The 17,776-nt window shown below is 43.6% G+C and carries 24 protein-coding genes and 1 CRISPR repeat array; of the genes, 11 read left to right on the plus strand and 13 right to left on the minus strand.

The genetic code is table 11. From position 1 onward, the window contains the following. Positions 1-276: 276 nt before the first annotated feature. Entirely contained in the window at positions 277-1,323 is a 1,047-nt protein-coding gene (locus ACE1CD_RS28775; protein WP_374796073.1) for a filamentous hemagglutinin N-terminal domain-containing protein, read from the plus strand. 212 nt (positions 1,324-1,535) lie between these two features. After that, a CRISPR array of direct repeats spans positions 1,536-1,727; the repeat unit is 32 nt; unit sequence AATCCCTGAAAGGGATTAATGTTGATTTCAAC. Between the two features lie 249 nt (positions 1,728-1,976). Here the strand turns inward: ACE1CD_RS28775 and cas2 are convergent. From cas2 to ACE1CD_RS28790, 3 genes are all read right to left on the minus strand, one after another. Then, the gene (gene cas2 / locus ACE1CD_RS28780) at positions 1,977-2,249 is read right to left on the minus strand and encodes a CRISPR-associated endonuclease Cas2 (RefSeq protein ID WP_374826983.1); all 273 of its coding nucleotides are present in this window, start codon (positions 2,247-2,249) and stop codon (positions 1,977-1,979) included. An 84-nt stretch (positions 2,250-2,333) separates the two neighbouring features. Continuing rightward, positions 2,334-3,170, minus strand: a complete 837-nt coding sequence (gene cas6, locus ACE1CD_RS28785; protein WP_374796074.1) for a CRISPR-associated endoribonuclease Cas6 — start codon at positions 3,168-3,170, stop codon at positions 2,334-2,336. A 70-nt stretch (positions 3,171-3,240) separates the two neighbouring features. Further along, positions 3,241-3,936, minus strand: a complete 696-nt coding sequence (locus ACE1CD_RS28790; protein WP_374796075.1) for a hypothetical protein — start codon at positions 3,934-3,936, stop codon at positions 3,241-3,243. 237 nt (positions 3,937-4,173) lie between these two features. Between ACE1CD_RS28790 and ACE1CD_RS28795 the strand changes: the two genes are divergently transcribed. Then, positions 4,174-4,332, plus strand: coding sequence for a hypothetical protein (locus ACE1CD_RS28795; protein ID WP_374796076.1), 159 nt, complete (start codon positions 4,174-4,176; stop codon positions 4,330-4,332). Positions 4,333-4,441: 109 nt separating this feature from the next. Here ACE1CD_RS28795 and ACE1CD_RS28800 read toward each other — a convergent pair whose 3' ends face one another. The 4 genes from ACE1CD_RS28800 to ACE1CD_RS28815 all read right to left on the minus strand — a co-directional run bounded on the left by ACE1CD_RS28800 (position 4,442) and on the right by ACE1CD_RS28815 (position 7,555). Further along, on the minus strand, positions 4,442-5,200 hold the full coding sequence (locus ACE1CD_RS28800; protein WP_374796077.1) for an HAD family hydrolase: 759 nt from the start codon (positions 5,198-5,200) through the stop codon (positions 4,442-4,444). Positions 5,201-5,436: 236 nt separating this feature from the next. After that, entirely contained in the window at positions 5,437-5,658 is a 222-nt protein-coding gene (locus tag ACE1CD_RS28805; RefSeq protein WP_374796078.1) for a hypothetical protein, read from the minus strand. A 188-nt stretch (positions 5,659-5,846) separates the two neighbouring features. Beyond that, positions 5,847-7,214: an RNA-guided endonuclease InsQ/TnpB family protein gene (locus tag ACE1CD_RS28810; RefSeq protein WP_374796079.1), complete on the minus strand. Its 1,368-nt coding sequence runs from the start codon at positions 7,212-7,214 to the stop codon at positions 5,847-5,849. Between the two features lie 92 nt (positions 7,215-7,306). After that, entirely contained in the window at positions 7,307-7,555 is a 249-nt protein-coding gene (locus ACE1CD_RS28815) for an addiction module protein (RefSeq protein ID WP_374796080.1), read from the minus strand. 37 nt (positions 7,556-7,592) lie between these two features. On the opposite strand from ACE1CD_RS28815, the gene ACE1CD_RS28820 reads away from it, so the two are divergent. From ACE1CD_RS28820 to ACE1CD_RS28830, 3 genes are all read left to right on the plus strand, one after another. Further along, positions 7,593-7,754, plus strand: coding sequence for a hypothetical protein (locus ACE1CD_RS28820; protein ID WP_374796081.1), 162 nt, complete (start codon positions 7,593-7,595; stop codon positions 7,752-7,754). Between the two features lie 236 nt (positions 7,755-7,990). Next, positions 7,991-8,407 (plus strand): XisH family protein, encoded by a 417-nt coding sequence (locus tag ACE1CD_RS28825; protein WP_374796082.1) that lies wholly within the window; start codon positions 7,991-7,993, stop codon positions 8,405-8,407. Beyond that, the gene (locus ACE1CD_RS28830) at positions 8,398-8,730 is read left to right on the plus strand and encodes a XisI protein (protein WP_374796083.1); all 333 of its coding nucleotides are present in this window, start codon (positions 8,398-8,400) and stop codon (positions 8,728-8,730) included. The genes ACE1CD_RS28825 and ACE1CD_RS28830 overlap by 10 nt, the downstream gene beginning before the upstream one ends. 68 nt (positions 8,731-8,798) lie before the next feature. Here the strand turns inward: ACE1CD_RS28830 and ACE1CD_RS28835 are convergent, their stop codons facing one another. From ACE1CD_RS28835 to ACE1CD_RS28850, 4 genes are all read right to left on the minus strand, one after another. Further along, a complete protein-coding gene (locus ACE1CD_RS28835; RefSeq protein ID WP_374796084.1) occupies positions 8,799-9,026 on the minus strand; it encodes a hypothetical protein in 228 nt (75 codons plus the stop codon). A gap of 87 nt (positions 9,027-9,113) precedes the next feature. Then, on the minus strand, positions 9,114-9,437 hold the full coding sequence (locus ACE1CD_RS28840) for a hypothetical protein (protein WP_374796085.1): 324 nt from the start codon (positions 9,435-9,437) through the stop codon (positions 9,114-9,116). A 271-nt stretch (positions 9,438-9,708) separates the two neighbouring features. After that, positions 9,709-10,584, minus strand: coding sequence for an ImmA/IrrE family metallo-endopeptidase (locus ACE1CD_RS28845; protein WP_374826984.1), 876 nt, complete (start codon positions 10,582-10,584; stop codon positions 9,709-9,711). A 3-nt stretch (positions 10,585-10,587) separates the two neighbouring features. After that, positions 10,588-10,956 (minus strand): helix-turn-helix domain-containing protein, encoded by a 369-nt coding sequence (locus tag ACE1CD_RS28850; protein WP_374826985.1) that lies wholly within the window; start codon positions 10,954-10,956, stop codon positions 10,588-10,590. 339 nt (positions 10,957-11,295) lie between these two features. Here ACE1CD_RS28850 and ACE1CD_RS28855 point away from each other — a divergent pair, with 339 nt between their 5' ends. Both ACE1CD_RS28855 and ACE1CD_RS28860 read left to right on the plus strand, forming a co-directional pair. Then, a complete protein-coding gene (locus tag ACE1CD_RS28855) occupies positions 11,296-12,309 on the plus strand; it encodes a hypothetical protein (RefSeq protein WP_374826986.1) in 1,014 nt (337 codons plus the stop codon). Positions 12,310-12,492: 183 nt separating this feature from the next. Next, positions 12,493-13,173 (plus strand): Uma2 family endonuclease, encoded by a 681-nt coding sequence (locus ACE1CD_RS28860; RefSeq protein WP_374826987.1) that lies wholly within the window; start codon positions 12,493-12,495, stop codon positions 13,171-13,173. A 148-nt stretch (positions 13,174-13,321) separates the two neighbouring features. Here ACE1CD_RS28860 and ACE1CD_RS28865 read toward each other — a convergent pair whose 3' ends face one another. After that, entirely contained in the window at positions 13,322-13,582 is a 261-nt protein-coding gene (locus ACE1CD_RS28865; protein WP_374826988.1) for a hypothetical protein, read from the minus strand. A 226-nt stretch (positions 13,583-13,808) separates the two neighbouring features. Here ACE1CD_RS28865 and ACE1CD_RS28870 point away from each other — a divergent pair, with 226 nt between their 5' ends. The 3 genes from ACE1CD_RS28870 to ACE1CD_RS28880 all read left to right on the plus strand — a co-directional run bounded on the left by ACE1CD_RS28870 (position 13,809) and on the right by ACE1CD_RS28880 (position 15,680). After that, entirely contained in the window at positions 13,809-14,894 is a 1,086-nt protein-coding gene (locus ACE1CD_RS28870; protein ID WP_374826989.1) for a hypothetical protein, read from the plus strand. A 73-nt stretch (positions 14,895-14,967) separates the two neighbouring features. Next, positions 14,968-15,420, plus strand: a complete 453-nt coding sequence (locus ACE1CD_RS28875) for a KTSC domain-containing protein (RefSeq protein ID WP_374796092.1) — start codon at positions 14,968-14,970, stop codon at positions 15,418-15,420. A gap of 92 nt (positions 15,421-15,512) precedes the next feature. Beyond that, a complete protein-coding gene (locus tag ACE1CD_RS28880) occupies positions 15,513-15,680 on the plus strand; it encodes a hypothetical protein (protein WP_374796093.1) in 168 nt (55 codons plus the stop codon). Positions 15,681-15,910: 230 nt separating this feature from the next. On the opposite strand, the gene ACE1CD_RS28885 is transcribed toward ACE1CD_RS28880, so the two are convergent. Next, a complete protein-coding gene (locus tag ACE1CD_RS28885; protein ID WP_374796094.1) occupies positions 15,911-16,972 on the minus strand; it encodes a glycoside hydrolase family 10 protein in 1,062 nt (353 codons plus the stop codon). A 93-nt stretch (positions 16,973-17,065) separates the two neighbouring features. Here ACE1CD_RS28885 and ACE1CD_RS28890 point away from each other — a divergent pair. Beyond that, positions 17,066-17,776: RNA-guided endonuclease InsQ/TnpB family protein (locus ACE1CD_RS28890; protein ID WP_374826990.1), on the plus strand; the 711-nt coding region annotated here is incomplete at its 3' end.

Genomic DNA, 17,776 nt, shown 5'->3' on the forward strand with positions numbered 1-17,776 from the left:
AGCGCTGTTGAATGGTGGTGGTCATGTGTTTATGATTGCTATGTATTTTTCGAGGTTCGTATGATGTCTTTATTATGGGGGAGGTTGTTAAGGTTTGTAAAGTGTTTTGTGTTGTAGGGTTTTTTATGGGTTGTATAAGTGGAGCTAATGGGTAGGGGAGTCAAAAGTCAAAAGTCAAAATTCCTCCCTCTCCCTATTCCCTATTCCCCTCGCCCCGACGCCCGACGCCCTTTCTTTCGACTTGTGACTTTTCTAGCCTCTAGTGAATTCGCCGCCATGAAAAGTTGTTCTTTGCGATTCTGGTCTGCGTTAGGAAGTGCCTCAGCCTATCTGTTGGTAGCTACAACGGCGACGGCACAAATCGTTCCAGATGCTGCTGGGCAAAGTAATTCTACCGTTACGCAACAGGGCAATACCAGCATTATCGAAGGAGGAACGCGAAATGGAGGAAACCTGCTTCACAGTTTTCAGGAGTTTTCTGTCCCGACTGGCGGCACGGTTGTTTTTAACAATGCTGTCGATATTCAAAACATTTTCGCTCGCGTGACGGGTAGCTCGGTTTCTAATATTGATGGGTTGATTCAAGTCAACGGCACTGCTCACTTATTTCTGCACAATTCCAATGGGGTAATTTTTGGCCCTAACGCGCAGCTAAATGTGGGCGGTTCTTTTGTGCTGACTACGAATAAAGAGGTAAACTTTGCTGATGGCACGAACTTTAGCGCTAGCAATTCTCAAACTGCTCCTTTGTTGACTGTTAACATACCGGGTGGCTTGCATTTAGCGGGAACAGATATTGGGGGTAACTCTAATTTTACTTTGCCGTTTTCAGTGGGAACGGTATCGTCTCTTTCGTTTGCCGTACCGTTGCTGGGGCCACCGCCACCACCGCCAGGGGAGCAATTTAATGGTAAGGCTCCTCCCCCACTCAATATCAGTTCGCTGTTTCGAGCGCGACGAGCTCAATTTGCTGATGTGGTGAAACTGTTTGCAAATCAACCTTGTTCCCGTTCTTCGCTGGCGAGTACTTTCTATGTTACGGGTAGAGGTGGTTTGCCACCCAGTCCTACAGATGCGCTTACGGATGAGGCGGTTTGGGTGGATTTGCGCGATCGATCTATTATGTCAGGCATAGGAGGTAGTCGCAAAAATTCTTCACCCACTACCCAGCACGCAACACCGAGTACTGAATTGGTAGAAGCTACTGGTTGGTCGATCGCACCCGATGGTAAAGTCGTTCTCAGTGCCAACTTAACAGATGTCACGCCCTCTTCTTCATCTTGTCAGGCATTTCTTCCACTCTCCCACTCCCCCACTCCCTAGCTTTAAAACGCTTGATGGGCAATTAAGCAGTGCGATCGATTCCCTCACTCTCCTGTGCGGTAGGGGGTCAAGCACCAATGTGGTGAAAACCTTCTTGCCTGGATTGCTGCGCTCTTGTATTTCTGATTGTGGATGCCTGTTAAAACGCTAGCCCCTGACGCCCTGTCCAGGGGTTTTTTGTTACTCTCCTCATTTACTTATGTAATTTTATTGGTTTGAATCCCTGAAAGGGATTAATGTTGATTTCAACCCACGCTGACGATTTAGCTGTGATTTGTTTTGTGTTTAAGTTTCAATCCCTGAAAGGGATTAATGTTGATTTCAACTTTTAGCCTTTGATTCAATTTCTGTTAGTGAAGGCGCAAGGTTTCAATCCCTGAAAGGGATTAATGTTGATTTCAACTGCATCCACCCGGAAGCCTTATCGTATTTAGTTTTCAAGGTACAGTTGCGACTGACAGATATAAATATACCATTCCAGTGCGGGGGGTTGGCAATACCCCTGAAAAAAAATCTCGAAAACCTCTCCCCACAAGCATTCCAGCGCTCGCGACCACCACGATTGCCTCCAAAAATCTCGAAACCCTTACCAGAAGAGGGATACCGCCTCGAAAGCAGCATCCCTCTCACCAAACACCTACTGGTAGTCGCAACTAAGCGAAGAAAATCGAGTTATCGCGCACGGCTTCTCCCCCAATCCGTTCGATCTTACCTTGGCAGCAGCCGCACAGGAAGTAAAAGCGGATGCTGTCGGACTCAGGTTTAATCACTTTGGCTAGGCGCGATCGCAATTTAGCATATTGCGTCTCGGTCAAATCGCACTCGAACACGCTAAACTGCATCCACTGTTCGTAAGACTTGAGGATTGAATGCACCTTTGTACGGCGACTATCCTCTGGAATATCGTAAGAGACAACCACAAACATTTTATTTCAACACCAACGGAGGATACTTTTCAATTTCGTCCATCAAATACTTCGCCACCAAACAATTAATTTCATTCATAAATATCAACGATTTGAACGTTTTGGAAAATGTCGGATTACCATCCCCATACCCATCGGCGTCTTGCGTCCGACACCGCTGTAAAGAGCAAAATCAGCCAAAGCATTAATTTGCTTGATAATAGTCGCATCAACTTCACCCAAAATGCGAAAATTGATTGCCCCCACACACCCAATAAACTTACTCCTCGCATCGGCAACTATCTCCGTCCGAATATTAAAAAAACTCGGATAAATAAACTCGCTTAAACTTTCCGAAAATGGGATACCGCTATACTGATTCCAACGCCGCAACAAACTACCAAAAACACTCTCGCGAGTCGGTAAAGCATTATCGAAATTGCTCTGACGAAAAGCAGTCGGAGTACAAAAAGTAAATTCTATTTGGCGTTCCGAATCAGAAGCTTGTTCGTAAAGTTGAGAATAGCTAGAAAAATTCGCCCAAGGTTGATTAGATTGAGACGTACCTAAAATACTGGTAATTTGGAGATCCGCTGGGCCCAAGTGCCAAGGATGCTGGGGATTTAAATTCAGCCAAAGAGAAGTGAGATGTCCGAACAGGGAATCATCCAACAGCGAAATGCGCCACCAGCAAGGAGTACCCGCCGCAATAGCTTGTCTGTGTTCCCATTGCAGGATGCGATCGCGATGCGAATAATTGCTAACCTGAAGAGGACTCAGAGCAAAAGCTTTGTCTGTTTTTGCATCATGCAGGAGAGTTCCCAACTCCCTATCCACCGAACTCACCAAAGTCAAAAACAGCGCATGAAAATGCTTACCCGTCAGATATCCCGCTGGAATCGGCGACATGGGAAAAAGATTGAGGACAAGGCTATGAGGCATTTTGGCACTCCAAACTAGAAGAAAGTAGATTGGGTTGAAGTAACTAAACCTAAGCTGATTTCGCAGTCCGCTAAACGATGTAGAAATCTTCTTCATCGGGACATTTTAGAGCAACACCAGCAGAGGCGATCGCTAAAATACCAGATAAACTGGGAAAAAATGTGTATTGTTTGGATGAGGGAGAATCGTAGGAAGAAACGTGAATTGGGTAACATTTTAGTTCTTGTTTTGTCAGACGTGCGATCTCGCAACAATTTTTCGCATTTTTGGAAACAATCACTCCTGGAATAATTTGCTTTTTAATAATTGATGGAGTTGGTCGGATATCGTCCCCCTGCATCCGTTTGATGCTGCAATTCTCAAAGGCAAAAAGCTTACACAAGTAAAGGTTATTGAATTCTTCCAAGTCATCCACTTGTAGGGAAAATACTAAATCATACGGTTCTTCAACCCGCGATGTAACTTCAATGCGAGCGCCATCACTTTCAAATTCGTAAAAACGTAGTAAATGAATCAGATCGACGTTAGTTTCTCCTACCTCATCTAAGAGCAAGTTATGCGGGTCGTAGATTTTCACATTCTCAAATAAGCTATCTCGAAAGTGAAATAAAGGAGCATAACTTTCCTTAAAGATTATGGCGTACTTCCGCAAGTTTTCTGCAAGTTCGCGCTCTTGTTTAATCATCGATTCAATCAATTCTATTGACGCTCGACCAGATTTGATTTCCTCATAGTCTTCGGGACAATAAGCTCTCAAAAAAGTCATAACGCAGCTTTGACCGCCTTTAATGTATTTTCAATCCTTTTGAATTTGTTTGACGGTCTTACTGGCAATATTTTCTGCACCTTTTAAGACTTTTATGCGCTTGCGATAATCATCCCAGTCTCGTTTTCCGCCCAATACAGCTTGCAATAGTTCGAGGTCTTCATCGGTTTTGACTAAACTGCTGCCAATGCCTATGAACCTAAGCCAGGAGATATTGAAAATGTCTTCTTAGGAGATGTGCGACAGGTTGTACGGCAAGTGGTTAACCCGTTCTGGTTAATTCGAGAAGTATCGCGATATTGGGAAGATTGCGAAATCGTGGCTCCGAAAAGTTTGCGCGATCGCTTCAAGAAAAAGCTACAAGCTCTTTGCCGTCAGTACGATCTCGACGCTTAACAGCGTGTGATGCGGTATGAAAAGTAACAGGGTGAAGCGAAAAGAAAAAAGGAATAATTATAGCCTGCCCTCTTTCCGCTACACCCTACTCAAAAAAGTCAGTGTTTCGTCAAAGTTTGGATATAGATTTGTGCAACCGACGCAACATTTCTATATCCAGATAACTGCCATCAAAAGCATTACCTGCCAAAATAGTGCAAGCTAATTCGGGTTCTCCCAAATCACTTAACACCAATAAAGCTTTAGAAAAATCTTGTCCTTTGGTGTAGTCATTAACAGTAACAACAGTCGGCAAACCAGCCCCAATAGCAGCTTGCATTCCGTGCATCGAGTCTTCCAGCACCAGACAATCATGTGGCTGTAAATTCATCTGTTTGAGAACATAATGATAAATATCTGGTGCTGGCTTTTTGGCTGGTACGATATCGCCGGCAGCAATAATTTCAAACCAAGACGGGTCGAGATTATTTTCCAATAATGCAGTAACATTGGGTAAGGCGCTGGTAGTTGCGATCGCCAATCTTATCCCCTCAGCGCGAGCTTCCGAAATCAAGCGCTTCACCCCCGGACGCAAGGGAATTTCACCTAGAGCTAACAAATCTCGATAATGCTTTGTTTTCGTAGCGTGCAATTCCGCAATAAAGCTATCTTCAGGTAACGGAACATCGGGACGATATTTCTCTAGATAAAAGCGAATCCGTTCTTTGCCACCAGCAACAGAAAGCAAATCACCATAAAGATCGGCTGACCAATCCCAATCTAACCCAGCTTCGGCAAAAGCACGATTGAACGCAATCCGATGTCCATCTCGTTCCGTATCTGCTAAAGTCCCATCAACATCAAAAATCAAAGCACGTAATTCATTCATAGCAAATTTCCAGTCAGCGATCGTCTAATTAATCACGTTCACATCACAACCGATATCGCCCAACCGTCCGCTCCAGCACGTTGTTATGCTGCGCCATTATGTTGTGTTGTTTTCTTCATTCATCATTATTGACAGTATCAAGCTCTTCAGGCAACACGACTGGAATCTCCGAACCAACAAATCCAGAAGCATCACGAGTCACTATTGCATCCACACTATGGACGACTCCACTCGCATTAGCGATACTTTTCAGTAAGGTAGGTAGCATAATCTTCCGGAGAATCAGGATCGCCTGTTGCTACCAAATTTTTTGCAATTCCTCGAAGCCGAGACAGATTTCGTCGCTTCAATGTGGGGTATGTTTCCCGTTTTAGCGACTCTAGAAGAATTTGGACTAAATGCCAGCGATCGCCAGTTGGCAATTGCAGTGCTTGTTTTTGCACTTCTTGTAATGTCATCAGTATAAAATTGCCCAATGCTATCGTAACTTTAACCTGAATAGGTGAATTTTGATTAAAATTTTAACTTATTACTACAGGGAAGGTAGAGTAAAATCGCGTCTCACTGAAGAAACTTCTCCACCCGTCGATCTTCTAACATCGCAGCCACTTCTTTATCCGTCGGTGCTGGCTGGTCTGTTTATGAACTACCCCGCCTCATAGGAGGACGGGGTTTCTAACTCCCGCTCCAACTTGAGACTGGATTTTTGACGTTTCATCTGCCCAAGTTGCCGCATCGAACCAGTATGCTTACGCATAAGAGTCAAATTAGTAGAGCTTAGACATCCACAGTCTGCGAGGCTCGTTCCAAGCCCCGGTTGCTTATTGGTCACAACATTATACATAACCATCACAGAGCCTTGATCGCGGGGTATCTCAAACCCACAAGCATCGCAGATGTGATATCTATTTGATAACTCTGCCCAATGCTTATGAACCACTCCACATTTAGGACAACGTTGTGATGGTTTTATTTGTTTTGTAGGTAACGTCAGCATCAAACCTCCCTTCTGTTCAATTTTGTAAACAATCATTTGATTGAGTGTTCCAAAACCGACAGAGAGGATAGATTTATTCAATCCAGTTTTCTGCTTTTTACGTTTACTACCTTTCTTGGCTTTGCGCGTCATCCCCTTGGTATTAAGTTGTTCTGTCACGCCGATGTCATAACGACTAGCTATATCTGACGTGACTTTATGCTGCCAATCCAGGCGTTGATTAGAGACTTTCCTTTGAAGTTTGGATATTTGTTTTCTAGCCTTCTTCCAATGCCTGGAGCCTTTGATTTTATTGTTTCTATTTGGCGCACGTTTACGGCGCAAAGCTTTAGATTTCTGTTTGATTCCCCGTTCTGCTTTTTGGGTGAAACGGGGATTTTCTATTTCAATGAATTCCGCTCCGTCATAGAGAGTTAAAGCCGTCTCAGTTCCTAAGTCGAAAGCAATTATCGATTTGTAACTCAAGTCTGATGCCGAGCCGCCAAACTTACATTCAACTGTAGGAATATCAACAGTTATAGATGCAAACCATTGGTTTCTCCCTGGTTTATATACAATGGTTAAAGTAGTAGGAGTTCCCCACTGTTTAGCTTTACCCCGCATTCTAAGCGTGATATCTAGATCGTTAAGGGTGATCCTACCATGCTTGCCGTTGCTGTTAACTTTCCACCCAGATTTGGCTGGATAAGTCCAACCAGAATAGTTACGAATTGGTTTGAATTTAGGTAATCCTCTTAAACCTTGAAAGAATGCGCCGTAAGCCAAATCAACTCGTTTGGCGGTTGCCTGTAAAGACTGGGAATGAAGATCAGCAAATTCCACCCATTCTTTTTTGAAGGCTGGCAAACAATTCTGCTGTTCGAGGTAGGTAACGTTCTTCTTATTCGCTCTCCACTCATAGCGACGGTGGGCAATGCAAGCGTTGTACAGGTAGGCATGATTGCGACGCGCTTCAAACAATTTGTTTGACTGACTTTTGTTTGGGTATAATCGAAATGTCTGCCTTCTTACAACCAAGATTACTCACCCCTTTTCTTTGAGTTGAAACTGCAATCAATAATAGCATAGTTTGTTACAGTTCAAACTAAAAATATAATGTTTTCGATCGCTCAAGTAGTTGATTGGGAGAAGTAGGGGCATCGAACCCCTACTTCTCCCCTGCTATCCATCCCCACCCTGTAGAGGGATGGGGAATTTCGCAGATTTGTTAACAAGCCTCGCATTCGTCTAATCGCGCCAGAACGATCGGACTCAGAAATTGGTGTGTCTTGCAGGGACTCAATAATGGCGCTCACCAGTGCAAGGCGATCGCTGGGTGGTAGCTTGAACACTTGCTCCTTTATTTCTTCTAGCAACATAGATGGCTCTTATGCTCGAAGGTGTCTACCATTTAGTATGAACGATCGTGCGCTCTATTTATCCCGGTCAGCAGCGATCGGCCCTGAACTCCTTCCTCAACCCGCTCTTGCCAAAGTGCTTTTAGATCAGCCACAATTACTCAAACAGGTGTGGGAGGCGATCGATCGCCTAATGTACGGTACGCGATCGCATTTCTGATGATACGCTGAAGGCTGAGGGTCGTGTGTATGGGGGTCGATTAGACATCTCCAGAAAAGAATCTCACTCGTCAGGCTTTCCTACCTACCCCACAATAATTTTTGGAGAAGTCTATTGTATAAGCTGGAGCCGAGGGAATTGGGTAATACTTTAGCTGATAAGGTTCTTGAGGTTTTACCCAAAATAAGCGTACCTGAGTTATAAGTAAGATCTGAGAGGTATAGTCACGTAAAACTATGTCCGCAAAAGATATCTTTCATCCCATAGTACGTTCAGCATTGGAAAAAGAAGGGTGGACGATTACTCACGATCCTCTCTATCTCAAAGTAGATGAAGATAAGCTGTATGTTGACTTAGGTGCTGAGAATAATTTATTAGGAGCAGAAAGATCGGGACAGAAAATAGCAGTTGAAATAAAAAGTTTTTTAGGTCTTTCATTGATTAATGATTTTCACGAAGCGATCGGTCAAGCTTGGAACTATAAAGTGGTTTTAGAAGAAGAACAGCCAAATAGAATTCTTTATCTGGCAGTTCCAGAAGATATTTATGAAGAGTTTTTCAATCGGCGTTTAGCTCAAATGTCAGTGACACGGATGCAATTAAACTTGCTTGTATTCAATCCTATTAAAGAGGAGATTGTACTATGGAAATAGAGAAATATAGAAAAATTATTAAGTCGATTGTCGAAAAACATTCTGAGTGCGATAGTGACGCTCGCGAAGTGGAAACTCAAATTGCTTTCGATATCGAACGCGATCGCTATCTAATGTTTCATGTTGGGTGGCGTGGAGAAAGACGAGTGTTTGGATGTGTTATTCACATCGAGATTAAGCAGGAAAAAATTTGGATTCAACGAGATGGAACTGAGGTGGGGATAGCGAAAGAGTTAATTAAAGCCGGAGTGCCTAAGTCTGATATCGTGCTAGGATATCGGTCGCCTTATATGCGTAAGTTTACAGAGTTGGCAGTGGGGTAGTTAGGATAAAGTTATTCTCAAACAGAAGGGCACTGACGATCGCATTTGTATCAAAAACTTAGCGCACTTTACTCCTCATTCAGAATGGAGTCCAAAATTTCTGGAGTCAATCCTCGCGCTACTGCATTCCGACTAATCTCACTCATCACCTCTTCTAGAGGTCTTTTGCTTCGTGTTGCATCACTAAGTTTGAGGCTAAGTAATGCCTCCAATTTACGACGCTGTTCTTCAGAAGCTGCCTCAAAGATACGGGCGACTTCAGCATTAACGCGAATTGCGATCGTTTTGGTTTCCATGATGGCTCTGTGGTGTTTAAATGACTGTGCTTTTATAAGTCCTTCCATTGATCTATAGCAAACTTAGTCAACTATTCTCTCCTATTGTTATTTAACATAGTTAGCTGATAGTTTTTTGAACTCACTATTTAATACACAACGACCATTTTGCTCTATTTTACTAATTAAAGAGTAGTCAAATAATCCGAATCCTGCGCCAACTACAAACTTGGATAAATAACGTGCGTCTCTTTTAATCTCATCAGGAAGCGACTGGATGTAAGTAGGAAGATTTTGACCTATAATTGCTCGCTCTGATTGTTCGGCAATTATATTATCTGAGGGCAGACCCATTCCCTTCAAAAAAGCCACAACCATTTGTGCTTGCGGATCAATTATTTCTGCGTAACTAACTTTTTCAATTTCGTCCATAATTTCTTTTTGTTATCTAACTAAGCCTTATCTTGCAAATATCTTATAAATACCTGATTAACCCAAAGCTAACCCATATTTTGTCCTTTGTCAAGTTCTCCTCAATAAATTTATCAAAATTTTCCTGTGTCGGCGATTTGCCGTATAGTATCATTATTAATTTACGATGCACACCCCACCAATAAATCAAGCCACCTAACTATTAGTTGTGCAGCAGTTTTGACCTAACACACTATTACGATCTGTAAAAGCGCAAACATTACAGCAGCCACTAAACTTCAGTCAAACGCAGCAAAGACAAAACACAATATTTATCTCCTATTTGTATAGGCATTGCTTCGACAAAACAATTAATAAAACCCCAACCTAAATGAATCATTTCCATGCCGCTGTAGGGTTGTCCGCTAACATAAGCGTAGGAAATTAATGAGTTGTGGGGAATAGATTTATCTTTGGGAATAAAACCGCCATGCCAATCTTTTGTTTGCGTTCGCCACCAGACGCGCAGCTTTTTTTGCGGTTGGGGTAATAATGCGGAAAGTCCGGAAAGTCCTTTGACTTCTTTTGGTTTGAGAGCGCAATGCCACATAACTAAGGCATAATTGCCTGACCCCTGCTGCATCATTCGCACTAAGGTTGCCAGGAGGGAAGTTTGGTAGAGTTTGGCTAGCGATCGCCCGCTTCCCAAGGATATCCCCAACTCCTTCATCCGTGGTAAAAACGACGACTCTGGCATCAGTAAATCTGCGGCCCCGCGATCGCACAATCGCTCCTTGCGATCGCCACTCCAATTCGGGCAAAACCTGCCCTGTTCCTGTGCGTCGAACAGCAGTTCCATCAACTCGTGTCCTTCCGTGAAGCGCTGCCGCACGATCGGGTCATTTTCCTTGATTAAAATGATACCCGTGCGGCTATCAACCAAGATGCCTTGCTGTTCGTCCAAAGGCGCACGCAGAGGTGTGGGAATGCCAAAGTGTCGGTAGATACATTCCAAGTCTATCGGAGGCGCATCGCTCAACCCGGATTCCGATCGCAGGAACTCCACATAGCGCCACACATCCTCCTCACTGCGGACTGCGCCGTAGCGAGCTAAAAACGCCTCTCCCGGATGGCGGTACGGTTGAGCGGCTGGGGGAACCTCACGCACTATTTATTTTCCAACGGTCATTTTGATGACGTTATACAGCAGTTCCCATTTCTCAGGAGTCGTGGGTTGCTGCCCTCGGTATTTTAAACGAGCCAGCATGATAACGTCATCGGGCGGTAATTCCGCTTTTTTGGCAAATTCAGCCAAACTAACGGGAATATCTCCGTTTTCTACTGGTGTTTCCGCCGGATCGCTTTTTAATCCCAAAACCGAGGTAAGCCGCTCCATCAGTTGCCAGGAGAGGTTTGTGGCTTGTCCCCGTTCGATTTGGGACAGGTAGTTGCGGGAAATGCCGACTTTATCGGCGAGTTCTTGCTGGCTCAGTCCTTCTTGGCGGCGGCGATCGCGCACTTTTAAAGCAAATTCATCCATAAGCAGTCTGGGGTCAGCCTTTGACAACTAAAGTTTACAAATTTTGTCTTTACATCTTGCATATCCAGAAAAGTGGTGTTAGAGTAGTAAACAAGAAACGCAAACTACAGTTTGCATCTCACTACTACTCTAGCAGGAAAAAGCATAACCTCAAACATCGATCGATGATTTGCAACGGTTATCGCTACAAAGTCGTTCACAGTTGATTGTGCATTAGACCTCTCCAGAAAAGAATCTCAAAGGCAGGCAGGATGCCTACCCCACAAGAATTTTTGGAGATGTGCATTGCAATGAACCGCGAACAAAGGATGTTTTGCAGTTTTGAACAAGGAATTGCATATGAATCAAATTGCAGCCAAAGATAGTAAAGCGAAGATTCAGGAAGCATTCGAGCAAATTTTAACGCAGCGGCGAAATATTGCCTCGCGAGTTGCTACTAAAGAAGAAGAAGCCGAAAAAGAGAAAAACCGCACAGTTCTGGAAACGGTTTCGCAGTACACAGCAGATAGTATTGTGCGAGGACTGGCGGATCTGCAATTGGAGTTCGGGAACACTATTACCGGACTTTCGACGCGGTTAACAACAGAAACCGCCAAATTGGACGAACTCAAACGTGCGATCGCAATTGCCAGCCAAAACTTGCAAGAACTCCAGCAAACTCGCGTAGTTGCGGATGCGCTTTACCTGTTGACACAGGAACATCAGGAAACTTTGCGATCGCTGGAACAACGCGCCGCGAACGATCGCGAAAGCTTGGAAAAGGAAATCGTCGAAAGCCGCAAAATTTGGCAGCGGGAACAGGAAGAATTTGACGCCAATCTCAACGAAGGAAACGAACTGCTGCAACGCGATCGCACCAAGCAAGAAGAAGATTACGGCTACGACACAGAACGCGATCGTAAAATTGCCAGGGATAAATATGAAGAAACCAAGCGCCTACTCGAACGGGAAATCCAAGAAACAACACAAGCGAAAGACAAAAATTGGGCCGAACGGGAGCGTACTTTGGCAACAAATCAAAAATTATTGGAAGAGTATCAACGCAAAGCTGCTGCATTCCCCGGTGAACTGGAAGAAGCTATTAAGAAATCGCGGGAAGAAGGCATTCGAGAAGCCGATCGGGAAGCCAAAGTTAAGGCGGATTTATTAGACAAAGAGTGGGAAGCGACAAAGCAAGGTTACGAGTTACAAATTCAGTCATTAGAAGCCAAGATTCAGCGGCAAACAGAACAAATTACCGAAATTTCCACGCAACTGCAAGCCACATTGCGACAAGCTCAAGAATTGGCAATGCGTGCTTTTGAAAGTTCATCAAATCGCTTTGCAGCCAGAGCGGAAAAATCTGAATCGTAAGTAGGTTGGGTTGAGGTACGAGACCCAACAAAACCGAGAGTTATGACTGCATCGTAAGTAGGTTGGGTTGAGGTACGAAACCCAACAAAAATGGGAGTTATGACAATGTTGGGTTTCAGTACGTTCAACCCAACCTACAGATTATCTCGTGCCAGAATGAATGCAAAGCTTGAGGAAATTCGTATGTCTGTGACACCATCGATCAAAGTACCACCGTTGGAAAGTGGCGATCGCCTTACCCGCCAGGAATTTGAACGACGCTACGATGCTGCGCCTCGCATCAAAAAAGCCGAACTGATCGAAGGAGTTGTTTACGTGGCTTCACCTCTGCGCTTTACCAATCATGCCGAACCTCACAGTTCTATTATCACTTGGTTGGGAGTTTACCGTGCTGCTACTCCTGGCGTTCGTTTGGGGGATAATCCTACTGTTCGGTTAGATTTGGATAACGAACCGCAACCAGACGCAATTTTGCGTTTGGAACCGGAAGCAGGCGGGAAATCTCGCATCACCGACGATGATTATGTGGAAGGCGCACCGGAGTTAATTGTGGAAATTGCCGCCAGCACAGCTGCTTACGATCTCAACGATAAACTCAGAGCTTATCGTCGCAACGAGGTGCAAGAATATTTGGTGTGGCAAAGATACGAAAATCACTTGGATTGGTTCAGCTTGCAAGAAGGTGTTTACGTTCCCTTTACACCAGATCAAACGGGGATAATTCGCTCTCAAGTATTTCCAGGTTTGTGGTTAGCAGTTTCCGCATTACTCAACGGCGATTTAGCAACCGTTCTCTCCGAATTGCAGAAAGGATTGGCAAGTGAGGAACATCAAAAATTTTGCGATCGGCTGAGAAACCCTTAAGCCTTCAGTCACTCAGAACCTATCCGAAAAATCCGATTCTACCCAGCATACCTTACGATCTAGATCCACATCTGCGTTTATCTGCGTTCATCTGTGGATATCTGCGGTAAAAAAATCACTTACCACTTTTGCGATCGGCTCTTACTGCTTACATCTCTTCGATTTCGATTTGTAAAAGGATCTCACGAATATCTTCTATCGTGTCTTTCTCCAAGCTGACTGCCTTTTGGATAAGGAAGAAGCGAGAACCAATGTTTCTGAGATGGAAAGGAATCTTTTGAGTTGGAATATGCCGAACGACGCCACCATCCGCTAAACCCTGTCCTTCTACCCGCTCAAAAATTACTTTGGTGTAACCGCCATTCAAGTGCATCAAAACCCGTACTGGTTCTCGATCGTAATTAGTCATTATGTTCTTCTAAACACAATTCGATCTTCCAATGGCACAGCTAAATATAGCATACGCTCAGGCTCGCGAGCCTCCAAAGCATAGGGATAGTTAATGTTTTTACTGCGATTTTTGCCATTTCACTTTCATCATAGCTGTTGATGTCGAGGACGGGCAAGATGCCCATCCCACAAGATGCCCATCCCACAAGAGATTTTGTCAACCAACTAAACTTTGAGGTTAAGTTATGCCTACCAAACGTCCCAACGAAAAGAATACCAAGGCTGAAATTCTCGAAGCATTTAACGAATTGTTGCAAGAAAAGAAAGAATTGGAGACAAAAATGAACCAAAAACCAGAAACCAAAACCACCGAAGTACGTAACGGCAACGGGAACGGTAAATCGACAACGGAAGTACCTATCAAACCCGTCCAAAATCAACAGAAAATGGAATCGATTATTGAGGGATTGAACCGACTGCAATTAAACTTCGGTGGCGCAGTTAGCGACTTATCGGAAAAACTGACGATCGAAGCTTTTCAACTCCAAGAAGTGCAGCGCAAAGTAGCAGAGGAAAACCAGCAATTAGAAGCGCTACACAATCTGCAAGTAACTGATGGTAGTTTGGCTACTTTAATCGAACAATACGAAGAAAGTTCCAAAACTTTTAATGAAGAACAACGTCAGCGTCGGGAAGAAGTCGATCTGACAATAACTCAAGCACGGAAAGCGTGGGCAAAGGAACAGGAAGAACACCGCCGCTCGATCAAGGAACGCAACGAAACGCAAGCGAAGACTCGCCAACGCGATACTCAAGAATACTCTTACGATTTGACTTTGCAACGCCAACTTTCTGATGAGGAATACGAACAAGAGAAGAAGCGTTTGTATGGCGAATTGGATGAGTTGAAGCAAGTTCGCGAAAAAGAATGGGCTGAAAAAGAAAAGGCGATCGCAGAACGGGAAACCCAATTTAACGAACTGAAAAATAAAGTCGAAAATATGCCTAAAGATTTGGAAAATGCGATTAAACGCGCCAAGGATGAAGGCAAAGGTATCGCAGGTCACCAAGCCAAAATTAAAGCCGATTTGCTTGCGAAGGAAATCGAAGGTAGCAAGCGCACTTACGAGTTGCGAATTAATTCACTGGTGGAAACTATCCAAAATCAAGATACTCGCATCAATAACCTTTCCAAACAATTGGATGCTGCGCTCAAACAGGTACAAGATTTGGCTGTGAAAGCGATCGAAGGTTCATCCAATGCCAATTCTTTCCAAGCTGTGAAAGAAATTGCGATCGAACAAGCCAAAAATCAAAACAAAGTGAAGTAGGAGTACTAGGTACGTTGTTCCGCTTTAGCGCTAAAGCGCAACAACGTACCTATACAAAAAAGGAGATATCTGCATGAAATATACCAAAATCGATTTGAGCAACCTTGTCGGAATCAGTCACGATGATGAATATCTGGGATTAATTATCGATCGGGGAGATAGCATAGATGTAATTGAAATTCCCGCACCCGTTGCTGCTTATGAAGGATTGGTACAATTAGATGCAGTCGTATCCTCAAACTCTCCCGAAATTGCTGCATCTGTTGACTTTTACGAACTACCCGGTGTACAATCGGAAATACCCATGTTACCCGTACATTCGACAATGGCAAACTCAATAGGATACGATAGCGATCGACACCTATTGCAAGTCGAATTCAAAAACGGTTCCGTTTATCAATACGAAGGCGTGGATGAAGAAATCTGGGTAGAAATGATATCCACCGATTCACCCGGAAAATTTTACAATCGAGAAATCAAAGGTTACTATCGTTCTCGCCGACTTGATTCCCATTCTGCACATTGAACCCCAGGCTGATAGCGAAAGTCCGTTGAAACGGAGTGAAGAAAATAGAAATTTAGTCGGTTTAAACCGACTTTGCCAACAGCATCATCTATTTGTACAGAGGTTTTAGCTATAAACCTCTGTTTTGGTATGCTGATGAATCGTTGGAAATGCTGTGGATTGCGGTATGGGCAATTGCCAGCAGCATCATCGGTTGGCGAATTCACAATCCGTTGGTGTTAATTATAAAGCAACCGCCAAGGCGGTTAGGACATTCTTAATTCCTGAAACCCTTGATTCGACGCCATTCTTCCCCTAGAGTGCCAGTCCAGTAGAATAAATTGACCAAACAAATAAAATATGTATTGTGTAGGGGCGAAGCATTCGGGCTACAATTTATTGCACAAAACGCTAGATTTTCTGCCCGAATGCTTCGCCCAGCCGAGGTTTCTATCGGCAACACACCTTATTTCTTTTGTCAACCAGTTTTACTGGACTGACGCTCGACGCCCTAGCTATAAGGCGAACAAATTTCAGCATAAGGCCCATTTCGCAATACTTTTGCTAGCGCATCATTATCAGATCGCAAACCTTCGTAAAAGAAGAATACTTCGCCGGAAATACCGCGAGAACGATTGTAGCCAATTGCCTGTAACAAATACTCCGGACTGATGCGGTAAGATGAGCCGATATTCATCAAAATACCTGGTGCTAAACGCTGAATTTGTTCCGAACTAAACTGTTCTATGACGAGTTTATCTACAAGATATTTATAACTATTGAAATCGCGACGATACAACTGCGGGTGAATAATATCCACCAATCCTTTATCTAGCCAAGCTTTAGTATCTTGCAGATATTCTTGCCATCCCCAATCATAAATAGTCGGTGCCATAGACACCAATAAATTAGGATTAATAGCTTTGACTTCGCCATAAATACGAGCCAAAAAATCCGTGAGTAAATCGGCACGCCACTGCAACCAAGGACGATGTTTGCGATCGTGGGGCGGATGGCAATTAAACTCTTGCAGATAGCGACAAACGGTTAAAGAATCGTAGCCGCCTTCTGAGGGGAATGCAGGCAGTCGATCGTCTCCTTGAATCCCAGCGATATCGTAATTTTTGACAACTTCCAGAATGAGACTGAGCAAAAAATCTTGCACTTCCGGATGAAAAGCATTCATCCATTCAAAATTGTTCTTTTTCAGCAAATTGCCATTGCGATCGCGTGCAGCCCAATCTGGCTTTTTAGCCAACAAATGTCCGCCATTCTGATTGTAGGAACTGGCAAATCCATATTCAAACCAAGGAATAACAGCAATTCCTACACGCTCGGCTTCGCTAGTCAATTCAGCTAAAGGATCGCGTCCTTTGTAACGCGGGTCGATTTCAACTCCAAACAATTCTCTCATCACTTGGCTGGGATAAACCGTAAATCCCTTACTCCAAACAACGGGAAATACTACATTGAAACCCGTTTCTGCGAGAAAATTCATTGCTTCTGCAATGCGTTGCCTAGAAGTGAGAACTAAGCAATCTGTGTTAGGAAGCCAGACACCGCGTATTTTCATTGAAAATCATGGGTAGAAACCCCGTCGTTCTACGACGGCTTTACTTTTTGAATAGTTCGCTATATACTAAACATATAGCAAAATTAAGCAAATATGTACGCCACTCAGAAAAACCAACTCAGAAGACTTAGCAAGCAGGAGTTTAATGCTCTGAGTGCGTTGTGTCGCCTGAGCAAGAATCTTTTTAACGTGGCACTGTACGAATGTAGGCAGTATTACTTCAAAGAAAGACAAAGGCTGACCTACGAATCTAATTATCACATTTGTAAGTCCAATGAGAATTATCGGTTGCTGAATACCGATATAGCTCAACAGACAATGAAAGTGGTAGATAGAAGTATGAGAGCTTTCTTGGGATTGCTTAAGGCAATTAGTATAGGAAGATGCGACCAAAAGCCCCAACTTCCTAAATACTTACCTAAAGATGGATATTTCCCCTTGATTATTCCGAGAATTAAGCTCAAGAATGGAGTGTTTAACATTCCCATGTCGCCAGAGTTTAAAAAGGAATACGGTGAGGTTAAACTCCAACTACCCGAAAGGCTGAAAGACAAAAACATTAAGGAGGTAAGAATACATCCAAAATATTCGGCTCGATGGTTTGAAATCGAGTATGTCTACGAGGATGAAAAAATCGAAACATTTGTTGATTCAGAAAAAGCTATGGCTATTGATTTAGGAGTTGATAATCTGGCAGCTTGTTTTGACACTGAAGGGCATCAATTTTTGATTGATGGCAAAAGACTTAAAAGCATTAATCAGTGGTACAACAAACGCAATGCTCAACTTCAATCGAAGAAAGAC

This window comes from Aerosakkonema sp. BLCC-F183 (assembly GCF_041929145.1).
Lineage (GTDB): Bacteria > Cyanobacteriota > Cyanobacteriia > Cyanobacteriales > Aerosakkonemataceae > Aerosakkonema.